The organism is Halotolerantifilum yawarlongkerapense (assembly GCF_054506745.1).
On sequence record NZ_CP199719.1, the window covers coordinates 2,959,126 to 2,984,450 of the forward strand.

A 25,325-nucleotide genomic window follows, 5' to 3' on the forward strand; every position below is an offset into this window, starting at 1 on the left:
TTCCTACGGATACTTGTTAAATCGAAAGGGGAGGAATATTGTGAAAAGGTTAGTTGTGATCGCGATGCTCATGGTGTTGTTAGCGGGTTGCACAAATGGGGCGAACAATGAAGGCAATGTCGATGACTCAGGGGACTCGAGTGGAACCTATCCGGAGAGCGGCCGCGTTGTCAGTTTGATTGTTCCGTTTTCTGCGGGTGGTAGTTCGGATGTTGGGACTAGAATCGTATCTCCATATTTTGAAGACGCCCTTGGAACGACTGTGAATGTGGTCAACCAGCCGGGTGCCAGCGGTTGGGTGGGCTGGGAGAAGCTATTGGCAAGTCCTGCCGATGGATATACGATTTCTCTGATCAATCTACCGACGATCTACTCAGGCTATCTCGACTCGAGTTTGGATCGTGATAAGTCCATCGAGGATTTTCAAGCGGTAGCCAACTTCGTATCAGATTTTAGCGTGCTAGCGATCAACAAAGATGAAACGAGATTCACTGATATCGCGTCCTTTATCGAGTTCGCTAAGAACAATGAAGTGACCATCTCAACATCTGGTGCGGGCTCGGACGATGACTTTCTGGTCAACAAGCTTAAGAAAGCGCTGGATGTCAATATCACGGCCGTTCCGATGAGCGGAGCATCAGAAGCCTATGCCGCAGTGCTCGGGGGACACGTGGATGCCTTCGCAGGAAATGTGGGGGACGTCGTGACGCCGATGAAGAACAACGAGATCGATACGGTGGCTGTCTTTTCAAAAGAACGATCAGACTTGATCCCCAGCGTGCCCACCTGGAATGAATCGGGCTTCGAAGCTACCATCACCAACTCTTCGGACCGTGGTTTTGCAGTGCATGCAGATACCCCCGAGGAAATCGTTTCGATTATCTCAGAAGCCCTCAATGTAGCGATCAACGATCCGGAACTGGTCGAGACGATGGCCGAACTTGGTCTTGAAGTGAACTACATGAACGCCGAGGAAGCCAATACGTATGTGCGTGAAGAGGAAGCCATCATCAAAGAGATGTCCGACGTTATGGGATGGTAACAAAAAGAGTCTTAAACTGAAAAAATGATACCTTGCGCACCTTGATCACTTTGAGGTGCGTAATGCATATCAAGAATGAATTTGGAGGAACTCATGGATACTAGTAAGCGTAAAATCAATATGGATGTTTTTATAGGAATCGCCCTTGCGCTTTTTTCGCTATATCTACTCTTCGAAACCTACAGTATCAAAGTAGAATCAGCAAGATTTCCCCGTCTGATCATTCTCCTGCTGCTCGCCTTATCAGTTGTCGTGATCATCCTGGGAATCCGCAAGACAGTGCGCCCGGAGATAGTACCAGAAGATGAGTCTGTTGTCGAGTTCAAAATCATACGCATTCCACTCATTGTGTTTTTGATGATTTCCGTCTACATTGCCCTGATCAATTTCATCGGTTTCTATCTTTCAACCCTGCTGTTCATTCCGGTCTTCATGTATTACTACGGAATAAAAAGCATCAAAACGATCCTGTTGACGGATGTTCTGCTCAATGTATTTGTCTATGTTCTTTTTTCACAAATGCTCAATGTAATTCTCCCATAGTTTTCTTCGAAAGGGGACAATCATGATTACTGAACAACTCATTCAAAATTTATTCTCAATGCAATCAATCATAGGATTGTTAGTGGGTGTTGTGGGAGGCATCGTGGTCGGTGCATTACCGGGACTAGGGGCCACAATGGGTATTGCCCTGTTGATTCCTTTCACCTTCGGCATGGAGCCCGCTGCGGCGATCATCATGCTGGTAGCCTTGTACACTGCGGGTCTGTACGGGGGATCGATCACGGCCATACTTCTTCACACGCCCGGAACACCGGCTTCGGCGGCCACAGCCCTCGATGGATATGCCCTCACGAAAAATGGGAAGGGCCTAGAGGCTGTGGGCATTGCCACTGTCGCGTCGATGGTCGGTGGAACATTAAGCGGTGTGGCACTGCTCTTCTTGGCGCCACCACTGGCGACTATTTCGCTGAAATTCAATGCTCCTGAGTACTTCTTGATAGCCATATTCGGTCTGACCATCATCGGATCTCTCGCAGGAGACAATATGGTGAAGGGAATCATTTCGGGTCTCCTGGGGATGGTTGTATCCTTCATTGGTTACGATACGATCTTTGGGGTCGCGCGGTTTACGTACGGGGTGACAGCCCTGGAATCAGGGATCCAGTTGGTTCCTGCCCTGATCGGTTTGTTTTCCATCTCACAAGTACTCGTGCAAGCGGAAGGCATTCGTGAAATGAGGAAAGGTGCTCGCGTGGAGCCCATCCCAGATCTCAGCGGTAGCCCGATTCCTTCTCTAAAAGAGTTCTTCTCGCAAATACCGAATATCATTCGTTCGACGGTCATTGGCATCGCCGTGGGCATCATGCCAGGGGCAGGTGGCGATATCGGTGGATGGATTGGATACAATGAAGCGAAAAGATTCTCGAAAAAGAAAGAGCTTTTTGGAAAAGGTGCCAAAGAAGGTTTATACGCATCAGAATCGGCCAACAATGCCGTGACCGGTGGTTCGCTTGTGCCCTTGCTTACACTCGGTATACCGGGTAGCTCGGCCTCGGCCGTGATACTGGGTGCGCTCATGATTCACGGTTTGACACCCGGCTATACGCTTTTTAGTACACAAGGTGATATCACCTATGCGATCTTATTTGGCTTCATGATTGCGAATGTGCTCATGGGAATCATTGGCCTTGCCATAGCCAAGTATGTTGCGAGGGTCTCAGGGGTATCCATCGGAATCCTGGCTCCGATTATCGTGGTGCTATCGATCGTAGGAGCCTACGCCATTAACATGAGTTTTGCAGACGTGGTGACCATGGCGGTATTTGGAATAGTGGGTTACCTGATGCGGAAAACCGGATTTGCCACCGCTCCAATCACCTTGGCGATCATCCTGGGTGGTATGGCGGAAAGAAACTTCCACAGGGCAATCGTCATGTCCAAGGGATCGAGCGTCATCGAGTACTATGTGAGCCGTCCGATATCTCTCGCGCTGATCATCTTGATCGTCGTCTCCCTTTTCGCACCGCTGCTAATGAACAAACTGAACAGAAGATTCTCTGATGGAGATTCCAGTGCCACTGTTTCGGGCAGTGATGACTAGGAGGGATGAATATGGGTCAAAAAGTACTCCTACCTGAGAAGGTAGCCGAGGAAGGAATTGAACTGCTTAAAGAGCTGGGCTATGAGGTGAAGATCGGCCGTGGTCTCGATAAGGAAATTCTCATAGAAGACTTGGCCGATTGCGATGCGGTTGTGATCAGGGTAGCTGTGATTGATGAGGAAGTCATGAAATCCTGTCCAAAGCTAAAAGTCATCGCCAAACATGGCGCTGGCTACGATAGCATCGATATAAGCGCTGCAGAAAAACTCGGTATCCGGGTGGTCTTCGCACCCCTGGCAAACTCATTATCTGTGGCAGAACACGCGATGGCACTCATTCTGGCATTAGCAAAAAAGCTTCCCTACATGGAGAGCGAGTACCAGGATGACAACTATGCGATCAAGAACAGCGTACTCTTATCTGAAGTAAGTGGAAAGACACTGGGATTGATCGGGATGGGTCGCATAGCCAGCCATTTGTCGAGCATGGCTTACCGCGGTTTCGGGATGCGCGTCGTGGCATATGATCCTTACATTCCCAGCGACCAGGTCATCGAGGGTGTCACGCTAGTCGATGATCGCGATGAGCTGTTGAGAATGTCTGATTATGTCAGTATCCATATACCTTCAACAAAAGAGACGAAAAAGAGCATTGGTGCGCGCGAGTTCAAATTGATGAAGAACAGCGCCAGACTGATCAATGTCGCCAGAGGGAGTATCCTTGACGAAAGGGAATTAATCGCTGCTCTGGAGAAGGGGGAAATCGCAGGTGCCGGCTTGGACGTTACGGATCCCGAACCAGCATCGATGGATAACCCCATGTTTTCCATGGACCAAGTGATTCTGACGCCTCACTGTGCGGCTTCTACAGAAGAGGCGATGGTTCGGATGGTCTACGATTCCGTCTACGGGATCCACGACGTGCTGACGGGTAGAGATCCAGAATACCTGGTTGTCTGACGAGGCCTTGGATTCCACTGGGCTGCGAAGAATTCGCAGGGGGAATCTACTCATCCGTGTTACTTTCTCGATGGAAAGAGCGACGAGATGCGGGCCGCCGGCCCGCATTTTCAAATAAGGCAACTTCCATATTTTTGAATTTTTACCACGAGTGTTTACTCCTTCCTACAGATAGTGTTCCGGTGGTCGCAGGGTGCGCGGCAAAGGAAGAGCTTAGAGACCGTGATCGATCATCTGATCTGTGAGGATCAGGAGCGCTCTGCGTCCTTTCAATAGGTTGATGATTAAGCGCCCGCACACTCGTGACTTCAGTCGTGAGTTAGGGCGTTTTTTTCGCGCAATATGCTTAATATTCCCTGTCAAAAACCAGAACATATGTTACAATAATAGAAAGGTGATTTCATTAACAGAAGAGCTTTGAAATAGTAACGATATACATTCGAGTCGTAACTCTGGGGTTTTGCATACCAAAAGGATATGATGAGTTACAAGATCTAAGATTCGCCAAGGATGAAATGAATGCAGTTTGCTGTAGCTCACAGATGGGATCATGCACATCTACTGATGAAAATCAAATCCGAAGATACGCCAGTCTCAAAAGGAGAAGGAATACTCATGGGTAAACGAATGACAGTCAAAGAAAAAAACAAGGTACTGGCTAAGCAGGGTCTTCAGTTGAAACTCTATGGCCTTATTCTTCGTGTTTATCCTACTGAGGAACAGGCGATTCTCATCAACAAGACCATTGGATGTGCCAGGCTGATCTACAATAAATATCTCGATGCGAGGAAAACCTATTATAAGGAGAATGGAGAGAAACTTTCGGTTGGTAGGTACAAGAAGGAGACTATGGTGCCACTGAAGTCCTCTGAGGACTATGGTTTCTTGAAAGAAGTCGACAAATTTGCTCTAGAAGCGGCTTGTGAAAATGTCGAAGATGCGTACGGTCGCTTTTTCACTCGTCAAAACCGATATCCGAAGTTCAAATCAAAACGTAGCGCCAAGAAGGCTTATACAACCAAGATGACGAATAACAACATTGAAATCATCGGTTCTTCTCACATCAAATTACCGAAACTTGGGAAGGTGTCCATGGCAAAAGTAAAAACAGCAAGAAATAAAGGAATACTCAAGAAAGCGCGAGAGGGTCATGCAAGGATCTTAAAAGCGACGATCACCCTGAAGGGCTCTAAGTATTATGTTTCCCTTGCTCTCGAAGAGACGATCGAGTTGGTAAAGCCCTTGGAGATCGAGCATATTGACGCTTCAAAAGCAGTCGGTGTTGATCTTGGCCTCAAGACCTTCGCCACCATCTCCAATGGTGAAAACACCGAGTTCATCGAAAGAGCCAAGTTTATCAAGGAGTCGGAGAAGAAACTGGCCAAGCTCCAACGGAGGTTGGCAAAAAAACAGCTCGATTCACAGAATCACAAGAAGGTAGCACAAAAAATAGCAAATCTACATGGTCATATAGCAAACCAGCGAAAAGACTTCGCCCACAAACTGAGTACCCGGTTGGCCAACGAAAACCAAGTGGTTGTACTGGAAACACTGAGTATCAAGGGCATGGTCAAGAACAAGAAACTATCGAAAGCCATATCAGATGCGGGATGGTCTCAGTTCATTACCTTCCTGAAGTACAAACTGGAGTGGCAGGGAAAGCATCTTGTACAGATCGACCGTTGGTATGCCTCATCTAAGATTTGCTCTTCCTGCGGGGAGAAACACATCGCCCTTACGCTGAACGACAGAAAGTGGTGTTGTAGTCACTGCGGTGCTGAGCACGAACGGGATGAGAATGCAGCCATCAACATCAGAAAACAGGGTTTAGATACATTAGGCATCTCAGCCTAAGCATAAGCGGTACCAAGTGTACCTGCACCGTTGGGACAACGGGAAGTGCCTGTCACATTTGTGAGCAGAGCCAAGCTCTGTAGGAGGCTTTGTGAGACTTGGATTGCTCCTGCAATCTAAGCGGTAGCCGGTGAAACAGGAAAAAGTGGTCGTCGCCGAAGGCGATAACCGAATCCCTTGACTTCAGTCATGGGTAGTTCAAGCGAGATATGTCTTTCATCCCAAAAAGAACCTGTTCCCCAAAGGGAAGAAAGGGTAGAAAGCCAAGGTTACAAGGGATGAAATAGCAGAAGTGAGCGCTAGTTCCTAATGGAAGGAACCGGCGCTTTTCTTATGTGATCATGCGAGGTATTCAGTCTCGCCAAGTCTGTATATACAGGGTAACCAATAGAATCAACAGGGGTGAATGGTACCAGTCCCCAAGGGTAAGAATCAAAATGAAGAAACTTTTGAACCGAAGAAGATACCCTCACCGATCGGGTGGAGAATCCACTGCGGACTTAGGATGGGTAAGTTTTTGGAAAGAATTGCGAAAGGAGTTGTCATCGTGAGAGCCGTTCAAGTTACAGGATATGGAGGCGTCGAAAAGCTAGAGGTCGTCGATGTGCCGATACCAACACCGAATGCAGGCGAGGTGCTGATCAAGGTCAAAGCCTGCGGCATCAACAACACGGAAATCTGGATGCGAGAGGGTGCCTATGGAGCGGAGTCCAAGTCCGGCTGGAAAGAAGGTGGTGTCCAGTTCCCGCGCATCCCCGGTTCTGATATCACCGGGGTGATCGTGAGAGTCGGTAAGGACGTCGACGACCACTGGATTGGAAAAGATGTTGTCGTCTTTCCCTACACCGCATCCGGCCCCGAGGGGCTCGCGAACATGGCTGAGGACCTGGCCTTCATCGGCTCGGAGTACGACGGCGGATACGCCCAGTACGTCGCCTGGCCAGTCGACCTCTGCTTCGACATGCCCCTGGACTCCTATCTGGAGAGCGCTGTCTTTTCCGTCAGCGGCATGACGGCCTGGCACATGAACGAGCAGATTCGTCCAAAACCCGGCCAAACCATCGTTGTCACCGGTGCCAACGGTGGCGTGGGTTCCTTTAACGTCCAGATCGCCGCCAAGGTCCATGGTGCCAAGGTCATTGCTATCGTGGGCGATTTGTCGCTGACAGAGCAAATGAAAACACTCGGGGCCACCCACGTTCTCTCTTACCAGACCGACCGCTTGGAAGAAGAGGTCCTGTCGATCGCTGGGGGGCCCGTGGACGCCATCTTAGATGTGGTAGGCGACGCTTTGATCCACACCATGATCCAGGTATTGAAAAGAGGGGGTAAATTCTGCATCGCCGGATCCATCGGCGGGCAGGTCACCGAGATCGATCTCCGGGACGTTTACCTCAAGCATCTCACGATCTACGGCTCCGTCCTCGGTACAAGAGGAGAGTTCAAACAAATGCTCGCTGCCGTTTCAGAGGGAAAGCTCCTTCCGATCATCGATCGCACCTTCCCCTTGGAAGAGGCGGCCGCCGCCCAGACCTACTTCAAGGACTCTGGAAAAATGGGAAAGATCGTCCTTTTGCCTGGAGAATCGGACGAAGCGTAAGCGCATACCACTGCTCTTTGCACTCGATCTATGAAAAGAATCCTGTCTGTTGGTTCGCTCTCTTTTTTCGGGAGATGATCAAAGGGGTTGCATTCGGGGCATTCTAATATGCGGTAAAAGGGGGAAAATATCATTTTTTTAACTGACTGACGATCGGTCGTTATTCGTCGATTCTCTTTCTCATGGGAATCGACGATTCTTGCTAGGGGACCTCGAGGTGCCCAGCTGTGTCACCCTAGTCCAAAGCCCTTAGCACCCTGTGGCGTTTGGTGCCATCGACTACACTTTTAATTGTTAGAGTATTCAAAATTAATTGACATCTAAAAATCAACATGTTAGCTTTTAAGATGTGAGATATTCAACCCATGCATTAGTAAGCGCCGTGGGTACGACGGCAAACCATAGAAGGAGGCTTTCATGCACTACACTGCACTCGATACACCCTCGCTGCTCATCGATCGCGATATCATGCTGGCCAACGCCAAGAAGATGCAAGACTACGCCGACCGCAGCGGCGTCGCCCTCCGACCTCACACGAAGACACACAAGATGTCACGGGTGGCCAAGATCCAGGAGTTCCTAGGGGCCAGGGGCATCACCGTGGCCAAGGTCGGTGAGGCCGAGGTCATGGCTGCCAACGGCCTCAAAGATATTTTTATCGCCAACGAGATCGTCGGTGAAACAAAACTCCAGCGAGTGAATCAGCTCGCTAGAACCATCGACCTCTCCTTTGGTCTCGACAGTATCGAGGCCGCGAAAATGATCGAGGATGTGTTTTCGGACGGTGACCAACCCGCCCAAGTGCTCATCGAGATAGAAGTAGGGGAGAATCGCTCGGGCATCGTGGAAGAGAAAGACTTTCTGGCCCTGCTCGACCACCTGAAAACCTGCGACCACATCCAGTTGAAAGGGCTCTTCTCTCACGACGGACACGCCTATGGGGCCGCCGATCTCGACGCCTGCAGGGAGATCCACATCGAGGCCCAGCGGCGCACCCTGCATTTCGCAAAGATCGCGGCTGACCAGGGCTTCGACCTGGCCACGGTCAGCATCGGCTCCACGCCGTCGCTGCTCTTCGACTTTCCCATCCTCGAGGGGGTCACCGAGATCCGCCCGGGCACCTATATTTTCATGGACGCCTCCCAGGCGGCCGTCGTCGGCGATTTCGAGCAAAACGCCGCCACCGTGCTCACCACGGTGATCAGCCGCCCCACGGCAGAGCGTGTCATCGCCGACGTGGGTGCCAAGGGACTCACCGCCCAGCGCAGGACCGTGGGGATCACCGCCACCGAGGGCTACGGGCGCTTGAAAGAATGGCCCGGGGTCCACGTGCACGGCGTCTACGACGAGCACGCGATTTTTAATGACGCCACCTTCAGAGCGCGCGTCGCGATCGGCGACAAGCTCCGGATTATCCCCAACCATATCTGTCCCGTGGTCAATCTGTACGAGTACGCCTACTTGCTCGAGGGCGACCAGGTCGTCGAGCGTGTGACGGTAGACGGCCGTGGGAAACTCCGGTAACCAATCCACTGGACGAATAAGAACCAAAAAGGAGCTGCACAGAACATGACGTATCTCTTGTTGATCATTGGATTCGCCCTGCTCGTCAAGGGCGCTGATTTCTTTGTTGAAGGGGCCTCGCGCATCGCCAGTAGACTCAGGGTCTCACCCCTTTTGATCGGACTGACGATCGTGGCCTTCGGTACCAGTGCACCCGAGGCCTCGGTCAGCTTGCTCGCTGCCATCGAGGGTAGCGCGGATGTGGCCATCGGTAATGTCGTGGGGAGTAGTATCTTCAACATCACCTTTATCGTGGGTCTGGCCGCTCTTGTCTTTCCCATGCCCGTCCAGAGCGAGACGGTCAGAAAGGAGATTCCCTTTGCACTCCTGGCCGCCGTCTCCCTGGTGGTCGTGGTCAGCGACCTCGCCCTCCAAAACGGTCCGGCGAACCTCCTCTCCAGGACCGAGGGGATCGTACTGCTTCTCTTCTTCTCGATTTTCCTTTACTACGTCTTCGAAGTGGCGCGGAATAGTCGCGAACAGTTGGAAATCGACGAAACCTATGCCACCGCCACCTCCTGGACCAAGAACCTCCTCTTCACCATCGGGGGCCTTGGTGGGATTGTCTACGGAGGTAGCCTGGTGGTGGACAGCAGCACGGAGATTGCCCTTTCCCTGGGGATGAGCCAAACCCTCGTGGGCCTGACCATCGTGGCGATCGGCACCTCTCTACCAGAACTGGTCACCTCCGTCACCGCGGCGCTGAAAAAACAGACGGACCTGGCCCTGGGGAATGTGATCGGCAGCAATATCTTTAACCTGTTTTTTGTCCTGGGTGCCTCGGCGGTGGTCCATCCTCTTGCCGTGGACGACCGGATCTTCATGGACATCGGGTTACTGATCTTCGTGACCCTCCTGCTCCTCATCCTTTCGCGGACCCACTACAAACTAACCAGAGGGGAGGGGGCCGTCCTGGCCGGGATCTACACGGTCTATCTGGTTTTGATTATTCTACGAAACTGAGGATGCCCACATTAAAGTGTAGTCAATTTCTGTTCTCGGTCTTTAGGATTTTTCCCCACAGAAAGTAGCTCCCCCTACGTAGCCAATATAGCTACTATGGTGGAGCTACATTTTTTATGCGGCCGGTCGAGTCTGTAGAGAGGGGATATTTGCCGAATAGGCGCTAAGGTTGGCAAGGATAGCAACAAAGCTATTTTCCAGAGAGAAACTCAAGTGAGACAACAGGATCTAATCGTGAAGAGACGGTCTTATCCTTCCTGCGATAAATAGTAAACGTTGGAGTCCAGGCACTCTGATCATCACTGGGGTGCAAAAAAGCAGATTACCAATCCATCGGTGGTCTTTTCAGTTGTGATAGGGAACGTTAAAAGAATCGTGCCAGTTCCACGAATCTTAAGGTGATCACTTCTCATTATGGAGAAGACCGACCGGTCTACACAGGAACTAAGATAGGAACAGGGGAGTAGACGGACCTAGGGCAGAGGCCTTCGGTTCGTCATGCCATAAATGGAGCTATTCTGTTCTGTAGATGAGAGCCCCTATCTTTTGGAAGAAGGAAGGGAAACACCGGGTGGAGCCGTTATAAACCGGGTAAATATTATGTAAATCCAACATGGTCATGTACGATAGAGCATCCAAATACCGTTTGAATCGAAACATTGACTCGTCTTGAAGGACTCTCCTGAAGAAGTTGCTATCGGCCTTCTGAGGATATGATCAGCTGGGGAACACTTCCCGTGGGAAGGAGGAAATCTGGTGAAGAAAATAGTGCTGGCCATTTTGATCTTGCTTCTTTCTATTTTTTACGCAAATCATACTTATGGTGAAAGTCCTCCAGCTCATAGCATTCATGCGAAGTCAAGGATCCAGTCTATGGGCCATCATCCTTTGAAGGTGGCAGCTCAGAGTAACATTAATGAAAACAATAATGTGATCGTGAGTGATAGTAGCATTATCTACGAATCTCTCAAGACGGTATTGTATTACTTGGTATTCGTTCTCGTGATCTTTATCTTTTTGATGGTGAAACTGTCAAGGAAAAAGAAGGGGGGAGAGTGATGATACACGCCCGTAAAAGCGCGCAAATTCACACGACTAAGTCAACAAGATCGAGACTTTCCTTTGGTGACTCGTGCTACTCAAAGCCTTCCATGGTTAGGCATTTCTCACCGTAACCCTGCTCCTCATCTTGTGCGATAACCAGACGTCCAGTCGAATGAATCGGTGACGTCTCGTCGAAAAGCATGCTGATCACTTGATCGTTCAGAGATAACCCGTCGGGTTGACTTAAAGTATAATCGGTGGACGATGCGCAAGAGCGGCAAAGACTTCAATGATTAATCGAGGGACTTTGCCAGAAAAGATCGTCGTAGGAAAGGAGTTGGATATGTACTGTACCAAGTGTGGGGCGGAACTCACAGAAGACGCAGCTTATTGCTCCGTTTGCGGGCATGAGGTCAACAAAAACAAACCTGTGCACGGACGCGACCGTGCTTCTGCTGAAAAGCAGGCCAAGTCGAAAAAGAAAAAGACCAGTGGACTCTTGGTGGTCCTTCTGCTGATCACCCTGGGGCTCCTTTCCTTTGGTATTTTCAACCTCTTTGATCTATATGATTATTATCTCTTTCGCACAGAAGATGTAGGTGAATCGATTCAGATCGTCGATGAGCATCAGGACCTTCCTTCGGGTGAGGAAGGGATGGCACTGTCGGGGACTGTTCAAGTCCCGAGCGGGGAAGTTGCCTACGACATTTACTATGATGACGATACTACCCAGGATGGGTATGGGGACAGGCGGTCTTATTACCTAGCGGACGAGCTGGTCTTTGCTTCATGGGATGAAGACCTAGATGGACGCCATGACTTGTTCATGGAAATTTCCGAAGGGCTCTACGTAGAGGCCGAGTACGCGGATCTCGACCGCGATGGTGCCATCGATGAAATTGTCACCTTTGATCGAGAGGGGGAAGTCACCAACGTAGAAGAACCTGAAATACAGGGTATGAACAACGTGAACGCATCGCTTCGGTTCATTGATGTACTGGAGATCCAAGATTATCTCCTCGTGGTCGTCCCCGTACTCTTGCTACTCGTTTCGATCCCACTTCTGTGGAAGTCGACGAAAGGCAGGCGCGTGGCGAAAAGAGCCCTGAGTATTCTGCTGATCGTCAGCCTACTCGGCGTGCAGCTTTCAGCATCAACCTATGCCTTCGATCTCTACAATGCGGATGGTAGTATCAATCGTCAGGTATTTGATCTGGAGTGGATGAAGTACTCTGACATTGACGATCGGATCCCGCCGGAGTCTAGAAGTTTCCCTGCCCAGCAGGTCATGCAATCGCAAGAGCAGATCACAAAGATACAAGAGGAAATGGCTCGGATCATAGCTGAGAAAGAACTGCTCCGCATCGAATACGCCACACTGGCCGACACGAAGAAAGCCATCGCCAGCGGTCAGCAGGAGAACCTGATCAAGGCCATGATCCGCTTGTCCGTGCTCACATATCGCGTTGGTACGACTGCGGCTTCCCTCACGAAGATTGTGGCGAAGTATGGCAGCAAAGCAGTCGAAATCGCTACGCAAGTTGTCGAAACGGTGGATCCGGTCAACCTGTCGCTGATGCTCGCGGTGCCCACGGCTGCCGCTGGTACTGCTGCCACCGATGATGAAATCAAGGAGGCCGTGAATGAGACCATTGAGGCAAGCGTGGACCGCGTCCAAGCGACTATCGTCACCAATAATTACATCAAGCTAGATGAGGCGGAAATCGAAATCCTCCGCCAGGGCTATCTCAATAATCGCAAGGCCGACGACGATCTTCTACAGAACAGAAAAAGGTATAGAGAAAAATACGACCGCCAACGCTTCCTAGCCGGAGAAGTCGAGAGACTGCTAGAAGAACAGAGCGTCTTTGTGGCCCAAGAAAAAGAACGGGTCTTTGCACTCCTGTCCGAACATGCTCCGAACCCGGAAGAGGAGGAGCTCCCACAAGAAGAGACTGCTGAAGGAGAGGGAACCTTCGATTTTCTCGACGAGAGCCCGCTCATTGATTCGGAGATCGTAGAAGAAGACCCGGAAACGCCGACGGTTCAAGAGATGATCGTCGGTCGTTGGAAAGGGACATCAACGCTTGTGGACGCCCGATTTCTAAATAGTGACCAACACACCCAACAAGATATCGACGATTTCAATAGGGTCTTCCAAGTGGGCACTGAGACGGATGAACATTGGGTGATTGAAGAAAACGAGATGGAAAATCACTACAACATCACCTTTACCGATGGGACAGTAGACACGGTTCAGATCATTGGAAATCGCATCGTTCATTCTGAGCAAGAGAATGTGGATCGCTCGCATTACCTTCTCGGTGTTGAGGGTAGTGTTGATCCAGCGGAAGATACCCTTGAACTTGCGATGCATATGGAGATCACCCTGTACAATCCCAACGAGGGTAGACCGGATTACCTAATCAATCTATGGATTAATACGCAGATGGTGAAAGAGTAGGCTTTCGATCGCTTCTACCACTGCACCGATGAGAAATAAGGTAGTGCATCCAATGCGTAGCCTTCTGTTCTAGCCTTATACCTGTTGAAATCCTCTTAGCATGCGGAGAATCAGTGTTTGATACCCTCGAGGCGTTTCTCCTCTACTGTGAGTCCTTTTACGAGCGAATGGGTGTCGATTTCAGTGGCTATGACAAGTGGCCCTGGAGATCAAGGTGCTGGAGAATACGGATAGTCAAAGTACCAAGGAAAAGGATCAAAAACCCCAGGCCGCTTTCACCAAGACCTTTTGGCTGGACAACGTATGGATCAAGCTACGAGAAGATCTCTTAGTACCCTGTTCAATGGACGAGATGCGATCGAGCATGATCCACGAGTACTTCCACTTCGTAAAGGACTGTCTATACGATTCCAAGAGCCTTTGGTTTGATGAAGCCACGGCCGTCTGGTCGGAGGAATTCTACAAAGAAAACAGTGGAGATATCCCCAGCGTCTACGGAGTGCACGGCGAACGCGCGCTGCAGGTTTACGATGGACCGATCAATCATGCTGGTCGCGGGGATGACTTACACGGTTACGGATCCTGGCCCTTTTTCAAGTACCTGGCGCCTACAGCTGGAGAAGGGGTAAAGCTCATCGATGTCTACAAGTCAAATGACGAGAAACAGACGCCCGTTGGAATCCTCAACACCATTCGTCCCGTCGAGACATGGATCGGGGACTTTTTCGCGAAACTCTATACAGGTGACTTGTCCACCTTGACGCAGACGGGCCCCGGTAGTTTTCGCCTGAACGCGCCAAGTGTGACAATCGATCTTGACCAGGCGGACCAACAGGCGACTGAGCAGATCGTGGTGCCCGGTTTCGGTGCCCGTGTCGTCATGGTTGCCCTCACGGCGGATGATCCGAGTAAAGTGCAACCGCATGTGAAACTAAAGGTGGTCAGCAATCCACAGGAAAGCTACCTCGGACTTGTGAGGAACACACCGGTGAAGGGTCGTATCCAGTTGCTCGATGCGAGGAAGGGTACAGTTTCTAAGGAAGGGTTGAATGGGATTCTCGAGGACATGTAGACCCAACAGCTCAGTGTTCTGGTGGTGAATACCACCGAGTCCTCACAGCCCATTACATTGGAATTTTCGCTTGACGCAACGGATCTGTGGGAACACACGAACCTCAAATCCATAAGCGGAAGCGAGGTGATTAACTATGGGGCCAATGCCCAGTCCGATCTCAGAAACATGTTCGGGTATGTATCCCCGGGATTGGAGCGAGGCGTGACGCTTTTTGCCGACGGTTCATCCGCGGGCACAATGCATTTCGTTGAGTGGGAGACAAAAGAACCGGTGACCATAAAAAGCTTCCAACTCTCCGCATCACACGATAGTGGCCCCTTGGGACCGTCGGCACCCGATGAGGAAAGGGATGCGAGACATCGTGGCTTTAGCCGCGTGACGCTCCAGTATTGGGACGCGGGCGTCTGGAAAACCTTCTATGAAACGTCAACAGGTAATCCCTACGGGCAAGGGGAAAAAGGGAACTACCTGATCATTAAGCAGAACGTCCCCGAGTTCGCGACCAGCCGTTTCAGGGCTGAGTTCATCCAGTACGGCGACGATTTGAAATCGGCCACTGGTCCGCGGGTCATTGAACTCGACGGCTACGGAGTGCCGATCGAGTGAAGGTTGGAAGTTAGCGGAGGATTGGGTAGCCTTATTAGATGAACAAGAGAAGACCAACTGGTGAAAGACGATCTCGAAGGATAACAGAAATCGTAAAAACCTACGTCTAATCAAGACCAAAATCTTAGGACGGAAATAGGGTGATCGGCATGTCAAAGTTCTTTGCAGTGTATCTGCCTATTCTCGCCGTGCTCATGACCACACTGGTCATTGTGCTCTTGACTCATGAACAGTTGCAGGTGAGTAGAAAAACCATGCTCGTTTTCTTGGGTGCGGGCGTTCTGGTGTTCCTGTTGGTTTACGGGTTTCTCTTGAGTTTTTAAATACCGATCAAAAGGCCCTATGCACCAGTTCAACTTTCCTGAATCATAGCTCCGGAGTAAGATGAGAAACACTAGGCTCCCGGTATGGATATGCCGGGATCCTAGTGTTTCTCTGTACCTTGAAAGCCATAGCTGCATTCGAAGAAGTAATGCTTACATGATTACGTAAAATCTGATAAAATGTATGCTAATATGTGAAAAAAGAAGAAAAACGCACAATCGGAATCTTCAAGTGAAGAAAGGAAACATTCTATGACACAGATCATCGATTTTTCGAAACGGCTCATGGTCTACAGCCTGGGGCTGCTGATCTTGGCCCTCGGCGTGGCCTTCTCCATCAACTCCAATCTGGGGGTCTCTCCAGTGAACTCACTCCCCTATATCGTGAGTCTGATCACGGGCGTCAACCTGGGCTATACTGTAATGGCGGTCTTTGCCTTCTACCTGGTCCTCCAGGTGTTGATCGAAAAGAGGGATTTCAAGTGGATCAACCTGACCCAGCTCCTGGCCACGGTCCTTTTCGGCTACTTCGTGGATTTCACGAAAAATGTGCTTGGCACCTTCAGCCTACCGACCTATGCAGGACAATTGACCATGCTGGGGATCAGCATCGTGCTCATGGCCATCGGCCTGTCGATCTATATGGGTGCAGGCCTCGTGGTCATGCCCATCGAAGGTCTGACCCTCACCCTGCACAAACGCAGGCAGGACCGCACCTTCGGATGGGTCAAGTCCAGGCTCGACACCACGGTGGTCATCATAGGTGTGTTCTTGTCGCTGGCCCTTTTGGGAAAACTCCAGGGAATCCGGGAAGGGACGATCCTCTCGGCCCTCTTGATCGGCAAACTGATGCCGTATATTAAGATCCTCACAGACCCGATGGTCGCCCGGTTCATAAAGAAGAAAGAGCAGAGCCCGCTACCTGTCGAACTGTAATCCAAACGCCTTCGTCCGCTCATCTCATGAGCAGTCCGGTGGCTGGGGAACTACCGGTAGCTTTTACAAACCCAGAATAAAATGCCATGGTTCCTCTGTGTATAGTCGCGGGGTAGCCGTGGCTTTTCTTCATTGCTTCAGAACACACTCCATATGATATTCTTTTTCTTCACTGACCAGCAAGGTTGCGTAGCCCTAGGGCCATGAACCAGAAGTTATTGCAACAAAGGTCATGGATCTTCCCTCCCTTTGAACTACCCATGACTGAAGTCTCGGGATTCGGTTATCGCCTTTCCGCGACGACCACTTTTTCCTGTTTCACCGGCTACCGCTTAGATTGCAGGAGCAATCCAAGTCTTACAAAGCCTCCTACAGAGCTTGGCTCTGCTCACGAGTGTGACAGACACTTCCCGTTGTCCCAACGGTGCAGGTACACTTGGTACCGGTTATACTTAGGCAGAGATGCCTAGTGTATCTAAACCCTGGTTTCTGATGTTAATGGCAGCATTCTCATCTCGTTCGTGCTCAGCGCCACAGTGACTACAACACCACTTTCTGTCGCTCAGCGTAAGGGCGATGTGTTTCTCCCCACAGGATGAACAAATCTTAGACGAAGCATACCAACGATCGATTTGCACAAGATACTTTCCCTGCCACTCTAGTTTGTACTTCAGGTAGGTAATGAACTGAGACCATCCCGCATCTGATATGGCTTTCGATAGTTTCTTGTTCTTGACCATGCCCTTGATACTCAGCGTTTCCAGTACAACCACTTGGTTTTCGTTGGCCAACCGGGTACTCAGTTTTTGGGCGAAGTCTTTTTCGCTGGTTTGCTATATGACCATGTAAATTTGCTATTTTTTGTGCTACCTTCTTGTCATTTTGTGAATCGAGCTGTTTCTTTGCCAACCTCCGTTGGAGCTTGGCCAGCTTCTTCTCCGACTCCTCGATGTACTTGGCTCTTTCGATGAACTCGGTGTTTTCACCATTCGAGATATTAATTGTAGATCAACGTGGCACATCCAATGGTCTTGTTGATGAGAATCGCCTGTTCCTCAGTAGGATAAACACGAAGAACAAGGCCATAGTGTTTCAACTGAAGACCCTGCTTAGCCAATTTCTCGTTTTTTTCTTTGACCGTCATCCGTCTACCCATAAGTTTTCCTTCTCCTTTTGGACTGGCGTATCTTCGGATTTGATTTTCATCAGTAGATGTGCATGATCCCAGTCGTACTCCTCTTTCAAGAATTTTGAATCTGTATGCTGCAGCTAACTGCATTCATTTCATTCTTGGCGAATCTTAAAATATTATCACTCATCGTATCTTTTTGGTATACAAAAACCCAGAGAGTTACGACTCGAATGTAGATCGTTACCTCTTCAAAGTTCTTCTATTAATGAAATCACCTTTCTATCATTGTGACATATGTTCTATTTTTGCGACAAGGAATATTGAGCATACTGCGCGAAAAAACGCCCGCACACTCACGACTGAAGTCACGAGTGTGCGGGCGCTAAATCATCAACAAGTCCGAGCGTATTTCTGTCGAAGAGGACCTGATGCTCTACACCAACAGGGCGGCCACAGTGTGCAAGATGCCCCGATTGGCCTGATGGATGCCCGGCTGCCACACGGACTTCGTTGTTCTGACCGGCGATCTCTCCACGGTGGACCCGGAGCACATCGATGGCATCGACCTACATCGGTGGGAAACTCATTTTCGAGAAGACGGAGAACGCCACCGCCTTAAGGATACACCGAAAATCAGAGTACAGGGAAAGCCGACCACCGCCCTTTCAAGTGGGAAAGGTGGCCGGCTTTCTTGTCGTCAGCGGAGGTCTTGTTTCTTGTCTTTTTCCAATCAGGTGGGTCTCTTATCTTTTCCTTAGATAGTGGCACTGGGCCTGCAGGCAGTTCTGACACTGGAGATTGGCGTTGGAGATGGCCAAAAAGCGCTTGGGATAGAGTCCGTGCATAATCTCCCACTGGAGGAGGAGCAGGATCGACAGTCCCAGGAGGCTCCAGGTCCAGAAAGACGGGAGGAAAAGATAGGGTGAAAACATCATAAAATGGCCCCAATTATAGATGCGGCAGGTGATGCAGCACTTGTTGCCGACGATGAAGGACCGGAAAGGACACCAGAGGTGGATACAGACTTCATCGGCAAAATAGAAGAAAATGACGATCAGATGCAGGTCTGGTTTCTCGATCCAACCTAGGACCAGGGCACCGTAGATGGAGAGCAGCACCAAGGCCCAAGAGGCCGCCGCGCGCAGGGCACCTCGCTGGTCCACCCCTAGGGCGGTCTGGAAGGCCGCTTCCGAGTAGGGGCGTTCGGAGGGCCTGAAGTGTTTGGAGAAGAGTCGGCCGCAGGACACGTGCTGGTTCCAGCGGGGGAGGAAGACGCGAAGCATCTCGACCATCAAAAAAGCCCATAGGAGATGATAGCCCCTGAAAGGACCGATCATACCGTAGATCAGCCGTTGCAACAGTTCTGGCTTAAAGAAAGCTAGGAAGAAGGCCGCGATGAAAACAAAACCGCGGAAGAAGAATTTTCCCATGTGGTGGATCATCGGCTCACCCCGCTTACTGGTAAAAGTTTTTTCAATGGCCAAAGCCAGCTAGCGTTCATTCGCCCGGCAAGGCTTCCGCCAATCGTTTTAGACAATCCAGGGTGGTCTGGTACTCTTCCTCCGACAGGATCTGTCGGATGCTCTCATCAAACCCCCGGACGATTTCCCAGGCCTTTTCCTCGATCGCCCGGGACGCATCGGTCAGGCAGATTTTCCGCACGCGTGCATCGTCCGGATCGTGTTTTCGCTCGACCATGCCCTTGTCGATCAGGACGTTCAAAAGGGTCGAAAGGGAGGAGGGTTGGATCTGAGCGTACTGGTGAAGCTCCTTCTGGGTCATCTCCCCGTATCGCCACAGCCAGTTGAGCACACGGAACTGGCTGAAGGTAATACCGATTTCACTCAGGCCCTCGTTGAAGAGGCCGGTCTCGATCCGCGCAACAGTATCGATATAGTAACCGAGCTTGGTTTTGCCTAGGTCCGTACCCAGGTGTAGGTTGAATTCTCTCGCCATAGAAGCACCCCTTTTGATCATAAGTTGATACCAATATTGTACCATATTCTCATGGACAGGTCCCAACCGACCAGCATTTGCGCATCGACAAGAGGGAGGTCCATTGCGATTTTTCTGATGATTCTGTTCATTGTGATTGGCAAGCGGGTTGAGGGATGCTAATATTTAGATATCTAATAATTAGATACCTAAACAAGTGCGTTTGAGGACAAGTCAGGAGGGGGAACTGTGAAAAATCATCCGAACTGGAAGGAAATCATTGCTTATGGTGGTGCCATTATCGCCTTTATGATCGGGGCGGGCTTTGCGTCGGGTCAAGAGGTCATGCAGTTTTTTGTTCACCATGGTCTCTGGGGAAGCATAGGGGCGTCACTCGTCGCCATGGTGCTGTTCTCGTGGTTCAGCGCGACCATACTAGAAGATGGACGCAGGTTGCAGCTGGAGGATCCCAAAAAAATATTTGCTCATTATTGCGGTGCTACGATCGGAAAGTTCTTTGAGTGGTTTGTGCCCATTCTCTTGTTCCTAGTGGTCTCGATCATGATCTCGGGAGCTGGCGCTACCGTTACGGAGCACTATGGGATGGATGGAAACATCGGGCGCATCGGTATGGCCTTTTTCACGCTGATCACCGTCATGCTGGGATTAAAGAAACTCGTGCACATCATCGGATACATCGGTCCCGTCATCGTGGTATTCACCCTGGGCATGGGTATGGTCAGTATGCTTCAGAATCCCGAGGGACTACTCAAGGCCGATCAAGTGCTCATGCTGATCGATGTGCCCGGCGCATCTTCCAATTGGATTTTCTCAGGTGTTTTGTACGCGGCCTTTGCCGTCGTGGGTCTGATGCCCTTTATCGCGGGAATGGGTAAGCAGGCGAAATCGAGTACCGAAACGCTTTGGGGTGGTTTGTTCGGCGGCATTACCTTCATGTTGGGGACCATGATCTTGACGCTCGGGATCTTGGCGAATATCGGCGAGGTCTACGACAAGCAGATTCCCTCCTTGGTTGTGGCCAGTAAAATCTTCCCGCTTATCGGATCGATCTTTGCGGTTCTGCTTTTGGCAGGGATCTATACGACGGCCGTCCCTATGCTCTGGACCGCCTGCAACCGCATCACCACGGATGAGAAGAGTATGAAGTACAAGGTAGCCGCGGTTGTGATGATCCTGATCGCCTACTTCGGAGGACAGCTGCAGTTCGGGAGAATGGTCGGAATCGTCTACCCATCGACGGGTTACATGGGACTCTTACTCTTCGCAGGCATGATCTACACCAAGTACTTGAAAAGAGAGAAAGCGGCCGAGGAACTCAGGGTGGAGTCGACAAGCGAACTCCGTTGATCGGATTCTGGATCCGGAAGAAGGAGCATTTTTGCCAGTCGATCAAAGCCAATGCAGGAGTTTCTCTTGCAGGTGACGAAAGAAGAATTAGCATATGACAGGAGGCGTTATGATGACGATGCATTTTGAAGAAGGACGCGCATTTGCCAAGAAAATGGACCAACAGGATCCCTTGCGTGCATTCAAGGAGAGGTTTTATCTCAACGAAGGGGAGCTCTACATGGACGGGAACTCCTTGGGGCTCTGTTCGATAGACGCAGAACGAACGCTCTTCCGCGTTTTTGAAGAGTGGAAGACCATGGGGATCAACTGCTGGTCCAAGGCCAAGCATCCTTTGTTTCTCTACCAAGACCACCTGGGCGCCCTGATGGCCCCGATTGTGAATGCGGACCCGGATGAAGTGACGATCCATGCCAACACGACCCTCAATATCCATACGGCCATCGGCACTTTCTATGAGCCGACCGAAAAGCGGTTCAAGATCCTGGTGGACGATCTGAACTTCCCGACCGACCGCCATGCGATCGACGGACAACTGCGTCTCAAGGGCCTCGATCCGGACCGGTGCATACAGCTGGTGAAGAGCCGAGATGGGAAGACGCTCTTGGAAGAAGACATCATAGCGGCCATGACCGATGAGGTGGCCTTGGTACTGCTGCCATCGGTCCTGTACAGAAGTGGACAACTGCTCGATATGGAACGTGTCACCAGGGCGGCGCACGACCGGGGGATCATCATCGGATGGGACCTCAGTCACTCAGCCGGTGCGGTCCCCCATGATTTCAAAAAGATCAATCCTGATTTTGCCATCTGGTGCACCTACAAGTACCTCAATGGCGGGGCCGGTGCCAATGCAGCGCTCTACATCAACCGCAAGCATTTCGACCGTCCCTCGGGCCTGCCCGGCTGGCACGGAAATGTAAAGGAAACCCAGTTTGCCCTCGATCACAAGCTAGAGAAAGCCTCCTACGCCGGCGGATGGCAATCGGGCACGCAAAATGTGCTGAGCATGGCCCCCCTCGAGGGCTCTCTGGAAATGTACGCCGAGGCCGGGGTGGACAACCTGAGGGTAAAATCCCTTCAGCTCACCGCCTACCTGCGCTACCTGATCGAAAGCCGGTTGACAGTTTTTGGATTCTCCGTGGGAACGCCCCAGGAGGATGAACGGCGCGGTGGCCACCTGGCCCTGGAACACGACGAGGCGCTTCGCATCAACGAAGCCCTGAAAGCGTCCAAGGTCGTGCCGGACTTCCGCTACCCGAATGTGATACGCTTGGCGCCGGTCCCCTTGTACGTCAGTTATGAGGATGTCTACGAACTGGTCGAGCGAATCGTCAAGATTATGCAGGACAAAACCTATGAAAACTTTGAAAACAAGGCCAACGTTGTAGCCTGATCGACCGATTGAAGACAAAGAATCCTCCGGCAAAAGGACTAGTCCTTTTGCCGGAGGATTCTTTACTGGCCTGCCAGGCCTGGGAAAGAGGGCTGTACCCGGGTCATTTGGCGCTTCGGTCCCAAGGTCTGCCTATGGTATATTCTGGGTAAAGGCACTCGGGAGTGGGATCGTTGGACTCGATCTGCCCCGAAAGGACCGAATGGGGGAGCAAAATGAGACGGAAGATCACCTGGGTACTCATTTTCACGATGTTTTGGATCCTGTACTCGTAGGGGGTGTCCGAGGTTTCGGTGAAAGCAGAACTCTCTGAGCAGTCTTCAGCGGTTCCGCTCAGGGTCATAAAGTTCTCCCCATTGGCCACGACAAAGTCCTTCGCGTGGATGGCACCCATCTCACCCCTGTACATGTCCGAACCGCAGGTGGTTTTCTCCATGACCCAATCGCCACAGCTCGTGTTCTTGCCAACCACGTTGTGTTGTTTTTCGTCACCGTCACCACCGCTCGTGGTCGCGATCACGTCATCGTCTCCGCATGCGGCTAGACCTGCAACATGCACAAGTAACAATAACCAAATGCCCACTCTTTTCATCTGATCGCCCTCCTTTTGTGCGCTACTCATAGCCAGATCAGCCTGAGCTTATATCGGGTTGAGACCCGGTGGAGGAGATTTTTTCGACATTGATTTTGTTTATCGATTGGTTTCGCAGCTCTTTCTTTTCTTATCATCTCTTGGGATGAAAACCCTACGCCTGGTCACATCGGCCGCCGGAATGAAGACCAACGGAACAAAGGAGTTGAACTTTGAGGAAGAGAAGGAAGAACAAAAAACCATACACCGCGTTGCAAACGGATGAACCGGAAAGGGCGGCTGCAATCCGCGCCCTCTTGGATGAAAGAGTACAACGGCAAAAACCTGGTAAAAGTGTACGCCAAGCATTTTGCTGTGGACAAAAGCTGTGCCGTCATCGAACTCCAGATGCTGGGTGTGGAGATCGACGGTAGCTATATCGCAGAGCTCAAGCTTTCGATAAAAGCGCGAGAAGAGGCAAAGTTGAACAACTCGGCACTGAAGTGCCAAGATTCCTAGGAAGACCGCCCTAAAGGGCAGTTGTTTATTAGGCTAGCCCCGTGGTCCCCACGGTTAGAAGCTGTAAGGCTTCGGTTTGAAGATTCATGCTTGCGTTAACATCTCGGTCATGAGCGGTGCCACATTCAGGGCATGTCCATGTTCTCACGGAGAGATCTTTAACGGCTTTGTTTCTGTATCCGCATGATGAACAGAGCTGGCTTGAAGGGAAATTACGGGCAACTTTTACTACGGTCTTTCCATACTAGTCTGCTTTGTACTCGAGCATTTCGCGAAAAAGCCCCCAGCTTGCCTCGGAGATTGCCTTCGAAAGATTTTTGTTCTTCACCATACCTTTTACGTGAAGATCTTCTAGGCCGATCACATCGTGGTTTTTGACGATATCGGTGGAAAGCTTATGGAGGTAGTCTTCGCGTCTGTTCCTAATTTTCTCATGAAGGAGAGAGACTTTTCGCTTCTGCTTTTGATAGTTCTTCGCTTCGGACAGTTTCCGTCCCTCTTTTTTCGCTCGCTCTTTTCTGCGAGAAAGAATGCGCTGTTCTTTAGCTAATTTTTTCTCGAGTGAGCGAAAGAACTTAGGGTTGTCATAGACCGTTCCGTCGGAAAGAATGGCAAAATCCTTCAGCCCAAGGTCAATGCCGACAGAAGAACCCGTCTTTTTTAATGGCTCAATGTCGACTTCGCAAAGAATTGAAACAAAATGCTTGTTCGCAGCATTTCTGCGGACGGTAGCATTCATGATCCGCCCTTCAACCTCGCGGCTTTTGGCGAACTTCACCCAGCCCAGTTTCGGAAGCTTGAGGCGGTTGCCTTTGACTTCGATGTTGTTATTGGTGAATTTTGTTTTGTAAGACTGGACGGGATTTTTCTTGCTCTTGAACCGTGGATGTTTTGATTCTCCTTTGAAAAACCGTGTATAGGCATCTTGGAGGTTTTCAATTGACGCTTGAAGAGCAATGGCATCAGGTTCCTTTAGCCAGGAGAGCTCTTTCTTAAGCGAAGGAAGCTGACTCGAACAAATGCTGCGGGTTAATCCTTTGCCGGTGGTTTTGTAAGCAGTTTCCCACTCGCTCAGGAAGTGATTGAATATGTATCGACTACAGCCGATTGTCTTTGCGATCTGTTCTTTTTGAGCGTTGTCAGGATAGATTCTGAACTTGTACGCCTTATGCTTTAACAAAAAACCACCTTCTTGTAAAGAATTTATGAGAATATATGTTCATTTTTAGTTTATCAGTGACTCTAGGTCAAAGTCCACAGGTTCATCCCACGACTAAAGTCACGGGTGTTCTCGCTAATTGCATAAAGCGGAATGAAAGGAAGGCCTTGGAAGAAAGTTCTGTGGAGTCCGATGGAATCTTTGCCTTTATCGCCGGCTACACTTCGGGCGGTGTTCCCTACGGGGCCGCCTGGGAAGAGATGGAAGGTGCGCCCGATGGTAGCGACCCGGCGGAAGAGGAAGTCGACGATAAAATACCCTTCTGAACGGCCCTTTTGTCCTGAATCCCCAGAAAGGAGACGAGCATGAACAATGACAACGTGCTGCACAGCGGTGAAATGTACCTACCCACGGACGAGAAGCTAATGCGCGAGCAGGTGGCCTATCAGGAGAAGCTTTACGATTAGAACCCGACCAGGCCGGGGGAGGCGGATAGACGGCAGACGCTCCTTCGCGAGAAGTTCGGTAAGATCGGCGAGTATTGCTACATCGAACCACCACTCCACACCAACTGGGGTGGCCATCACGTGGTGATCGGGGCGGGGAGCATCGTCACCAAGGACCACCCATCAAATGTTCTGGCCGTGGGCAACCCCTGCAGTGTGATTCGATATCTGGACGGAAGAGAGACCGATTCCCCCATCGAAACATC

At 50.6% G+C, this 25,325-nt stretch carries 23 protein-coding genes and 3 pseudogenes; 18 read left to right on the forward strand and 8 right to left on the reverse strand.

Annotated elements, in window-relative coordinates:
• Positions 1-40: 40 nt before the first annotated feature.
• From ACULM0_RS14395 to ACULM0_RS14460, 14 genes are all read left to right on the forward strand, one after another.
• Positions 41-1,042, forward strand: coding sequence for a tripartite tricarboxylate transporter substrate binding protein (locus tag ACULM0_RS14395; protein ID WP_463678232.1), 1,002 nt, complete (start codon positions 41-43; stop codon positions 1,040-1,042).
• Positions 1,043-1,135: 93 nt separating this feature from the next.
• Positions 1,136-1,585, forward strand: a complete 450-nt coding sequence (locus ACULM0_RS14400; protein WP_463678233.1) for a tripartite tricarboxylate transporter TctB family protein — start codon at positions 1,136-1,138, stop codon at positions 1,583-1,585.
• A 22-nt stretch (positions 1,586-1,607) separates the two neighbouring features.
• Positions 1,608-3,146 carry a tripartite tricarboxylate transporter permease gene (locus ACULM0_RS14405; protein ID WP_463678234.1) on the forward strand — a complete coding sequence of 513 codons (1,539 nt, stop codon included), beginning with the start codon at positions 1,608-1,610 and terminating at the stop codon, positions 3,144-3,146.
• 11 nt (positions 3,147-3,157) lie between these two features.
• Positions 3,158-4,105 (forward strand): hydroxyacid dehydrogenase, encoded by a 948-nt coding sequence (locus tag ACULM0_RS14410; RefSeq protein ID WP_463678235.1) that lies wholly within the window; start codon positions 3,158-3,160, stop codon positions 4,103-4,105.
• Between the two features lie 615 nt (positions 4,106-4,720).
• Positions 4,721-5,959 carry an RNA-guided endonuclease TnpB family protein gene (locus ACULM0_RS14415; protein WP_463678236.1) on the forward strand — a complete coding sequence of 413 codons (1,239 nt, stop codon included), beginning with the start codon at positions 4,721-4,723 and terminating at the stop codon, positions 5,957-5,959.
• Positions 5,960-6,506: 547 nt separating this feature from the next.
• Positions 6,507-7,559 carry a zinc-binding dehydrogenase gene (locus tag ACULM0_RS14420; RefSeq protein ID WP_463678237.1) on the forward strand — a complete coding sequence of 351 codons (1,053 nt, stop codon included), beginning with the start codon at positions 6,507-6,509 and terminating at the stop codon, positions 7,557-7,559.
• A gap of 417 nt (positions 7,560-7,976) precedes the next feature.
• The gene (locus ACULM0_RS14425; RefSeq protein WP_463678238.1) at positions 7,977-9,083 is read left to right on the forward strand and encodes an alanine racemase; all 1,107 of its coding nucleotides are present in this window, start codon (positions 7,977-7,979) and stop codon (positions 9,081-9,083) included.
• A gap of 45 nt (positions 9,084-9,128) precedes the next feature.
• The gene (locus ACULM0_RS14430) at positions 9,129-10,085 is read left to right on the forward strand and encodes a calcium/sodium antiporter (RefSeq protein ID WP_463678239.1); all 957 of its coding nucleotides are present in this window, start codon (positions 9,129-9,131) and stop codon (positions 10,083-10,085) included.
• Positions 10,086-10,841: 756 nt separating this feature from the next.
• A complete protein-coding gene (locus ACULM0_RS14435; RefSeq protein WP_463678240.1) occupies positions 10,842-11,144 on the forward strand; it encodes a hypothetical protein in 303 nt (100 codons plus the stop codon).
• A gap of 328 nt (positions 11,145-11,472) precedes the next feature.
• On the forward strand, positions 11,473-13,593 hold the full coding sequence (locus tag ACULM0_RS14440) for a zinc ribbon domain-containing protein (protein WP_463678241.1): 2,121 nt from the start codon (positions 11,473-11,475) through the stop codon (positions 13,591-13,593).
• Positions 13,594-13,807: 214 nt separating this feature from the next.
• Complete coding sequence (locus tag ACULM0_RS14445; RefSeq protein ID WP_463678242.1) at positions 13,808-14,665, forward strand: hypothetical protein; 858 nt, start codon at positions 13,808-13,810, stop codon at positions 14,663-14,665.
• A gap of 126 nt (positions 14,666-14,791) precedes the next feature.
• Entirely contained in the window at positions 14,792-15,274 is a 483-nt protein-coding gene (locus tag ACULM0_RS14450; protein ID WP_463678243.1) for a hypothetical protein, read from the forward strand.
• A 149-nt stretch (positions 15,275-15,423) separates the two neighbouring features.
• Positions 15,424-15,597: a hypothetical protein gene (locus tag ACULM0_RS14455; protein WP_463678244.1), complete on the forward strand. Its 174-nt coding sequence runs from the start codon at positions 15,424-15,426 to the stop codon at positions 15,595-15,597.
• Between the two features lie 252 nt (positions 15,598-15,849).
• Positions 15,850-16,533 (forward strand): YczE/YyaS/YitT family protein, encoded by a 684-nt coding sequence (locus tag ACULM0_RS14460; RefSeq protein WP_463678245.1) that lies wholly within the window; start codon positions 15,850-15,852, stop codon positions 16,531-16,533.
• A gap of 452 nt (positions 16,534-16,985) precedes the next feature.
• Here the strand turns inward: ACULM0_RS14460 and ACULM0_RS14465 are convergent.
• From ACULM0_RS14465 to ACULM0_RS14485, 5 genes and pseudogenes are all read right to left on the reverse strand, one after another.
• Positions 16,986-17,342 (reverse strand): annotated as a pseudogene (locus ACULM0_RS14465) (RNA-guided endonuclease InsQ/TnpB family protein); the annotation flags it as partial.
• Positions 17,343-17,361: 19 nt separating this feature from the next.
• Positions 17,362-17,535, reverse strand: a pseudogene (locus ACULM0_RS14470) (hypothetical protein); the annotation flags it as partial.
• Positions 17,531-17,689 (reverse strand): helix-turn-helix domain-containing protein, encoded by a 159-nt coding sequence (locus ACULM0_RS14475; RefSeq protein ID WP_463678246.1) that lies wholly within the window; start codon positions 17,687-17,689, stop codon positions 17,531-17,533. The gene ACULM0_RS14475 and the pseudogene ACULM0_RS14470, both read right to left, overlap by 5 nt.
• Positions 17,690-18,408: 719 nt before the next feature.
• Positions 18,409-19,107 carry a hypothetical protein gene (locus ACULM0_RS14480; protein ID WP_463678247.1) on the reverse strand — a complete coding sequence of 233 codons (699 nt, stop codon included), beginning with the start codon at positions 19,105-19,107 and terminating at the stop codon, positions 18,409-18,411.
• Positions 19,108-19,162: 55 nt separating this feature from the next.
• Positions 19,163-19,621 (reverse strand): MarR family winged helix-turn-helix transcriptional regulator, encoded by a 459-nt coding sequence (locus ACULM0_RS14485; RefSeq protein ID WP_463678248.1) that lies wholly within the window; start codon positions 19,619-19,621, stop codon positions 19,163-19,165.
• A 228-nt stretch (positions 19,622-19,849) separates the two neighbouring features.
• On the opposite strand from ACULM0_RS14485, the gene ACULM0_RS14490 reads away from it, so the two are divergent.
• Both ACULM0_RS14490 and kynU read left to right on the forward strand, forming a co-directional pair.
• Entirely contained in the window at positions 19,850-20,968 is a 1,119-nt protein-coding gene (locus ACULM0_RS14490; RefSeq protein WP_463678249.1) for a YkvI family membrane protein, read from the forward strand.
• Between the two features lie 109 nt (positions 20,969-21,077).
• Positions 21,078-22,364, forward strand: coding sequence for a kynureninase (gene kynU, locus ACULM0_RS14495; protein ID WP_463678250.1), 1,287 nt, complete (start codon positions 21,078-21,080; stop codon positions 22,362-22,364).
• Between the two features lie 103 nt (positions 22,365-22,467).
• On the opposite strand, the gene ACULM0_RS14500 is transcribed toward kynU, so the two are convergent.
• Entirely contained in the window at positions 22,468-22,956 is a 489-nt protein-coding gene (locus ACULM0_RS14500) for a hypothetical protein (protein WP_463678251.1), read from the reverse strand.
• Between the two features lie 261 nt (positions 22,957-23,217).
• Between ACULM0_RS14500 and ACULM0_RS14505 the strand changes: the two genes are divergently transcribed.
• Positions 23,218-23,454, forward strand: a complete 237-nt coding sequence (locus ACULM0_RS14505; protein ID WP_463678252.1) for a hypothetical protein — start codon at positions 23,218-23,220, stop codon at positions 23,452-23,454.
• Between the two features lie 28 nt (positions 23,455-23,482).
• Here the strand turns inward: ACULM0_RS14505 and ACULM0_RS14510 are convergent.
• A pseudogene (locus ACULM0_RS14510) lies at positions 23,483-23,686 on the reverse strand (zinc ribbon domain-containing protein); the annotation flags it as partial.
• A gap of 12 nt (positions 23,687-23,698) precedes the next feature.
• The gene (tnpB, locus tag ACULM0_RS14515; RefSeq protein WP_463678253.1) at positions 23,699-24,634 is read right to left on the reverse strand and encodes an IS200/IS605 family element RNA-guided endonuclease TnpB; all 936 of its coding nucleotides are present in this window, start codon (positions 24,632-24,634) and stop codon (positions 23,699-23,701) included.
• Positions 24,635-24,780: 146 nt separating this feature from the next.
• Here tnpB and ACULM0_RS14520 point away from each other — a divergent pair, with 146 nt between their 5' ends.
• Positions 24,781-24,939, forward strand: coding sequence for a hypothetical protein (locus tag ACULM0_RS14520; RefSeq protein ID WP_463678254.1), 159 nt, complete (start codon positions 24,781-24,783; stop codon positions 24,937-24,939).
• Positions 24,940-25,325: the final 386 nt, after the last annotated feature.

Excerpts from the sequence above, each read along its gene's own strand:
- ACULM0_RS14400 (WP_463678233.1), top strand. The coding sequence starts at position 1,136 with ATGGATACTAGTAAGCGTAAAATCAATATGGATGTTTTTATAGGAATC.
- ACULM0_RS14405 (WP_463678234.1), top strand. The coding sequence starts at position 1,608 with ATGATTACTGAACAACTCATTCAAAATTTATTCTCAATGCAATCAATC.
- ACULM0_RS14410 (WP_463678235.1), top strand. The coding sequence starts at position 3,158 with ATGGGTCAAAAAGTACTCCTACCTGAGAAGGTAGCCGAGGAAGGAATT.
- ACULM0_RS14415 (WP_463678236.1), top strand. The coding sequence starts at position 4,721 with ATGGGTAAACGAATGACAGTCAAAGAAAAAAACAAGGTACTGGCTAAG.
- ACULM0_RS14425 (WP_463678238.1), top strand. The coding sequence starts at position 7,977 with ATGCACTACACTGCACTCGATACACCCTCGCTGCTCATCGATCGCGAT.
- ACULM0_RS14430 (WP_463678239.1), top strand. The coding sequence starts at position 9,129 with ATGACGTATCTCTTGTTGATCATTGGATTCGCCCTGCTCGTCAAGGGC.
- ACULM0_RS14440 (WP_463678241.1), top strand. The coding sequence starts at position 11,473 with ATGTACTGTACCAAGTGTGGGGCGGAACTCACAGAAGACGCAGCTTAT.
- ACULM0_RS14455 (WP_463678244.1), top strand. The coding sequence starts at position 15,424 with ATGTCAAAGTTCTTTGCAGTGTATCTGCCTATTCTCGCCGTGCTCATG.
- ACULM0_RS14460 (WP_463678245.1), top strand. The coding sequence starts at position 15,850 with ATGACACAGATCATCGATTTTTCGAAACGGCTCATGGTCTACAGCCTG.
- ACULM0_RS14475 (WP_463678246.1), bottom strand. The coding sequence starts at position 17,689 with ATGGGTAGACGGATGACGGTCAAAGAAAAAAACGAGAAATTGGCTAAG.
- ACULM0_RS14480 (WP_463678247.1), bottom strand. The coding sequence starts at position 19,107 with ATGATCCACCACATGGGAAAATTCTTCTTCCGCGGTTTTGTTTTCATC.
- ACULM0_RS14485 (WP_463678248.1), bottom strand. The coding sequence starts at position 19,621 with ATGGCGAGAGAATTCAACCTACACCTGGGTACGGACCTAGGCAAAACC.
- kynU (WP_463678250.1), top strand. The coding sequence starts at position 21,078 with ATGATGACGATGCATTTTGAAGAAGGACGCGCATTTGCCAAGAAAATG.
- ACULM0_RS14500 (WP_463678251.1), bottom strand. The coding sequence starts at position 22,956 with ATGAAAAGAGTGGGCATTTGGTTATTGTTACTTGTGCATGTTGCAGGT.
- ACULM0_RS14505 (WP_463678252.1), top strand. The coding sequence starts at position 23,218 with ATGAACCGGAAAGGGCGGCTGCAATCCGCGCCCTCTTGGATGAAAGAG.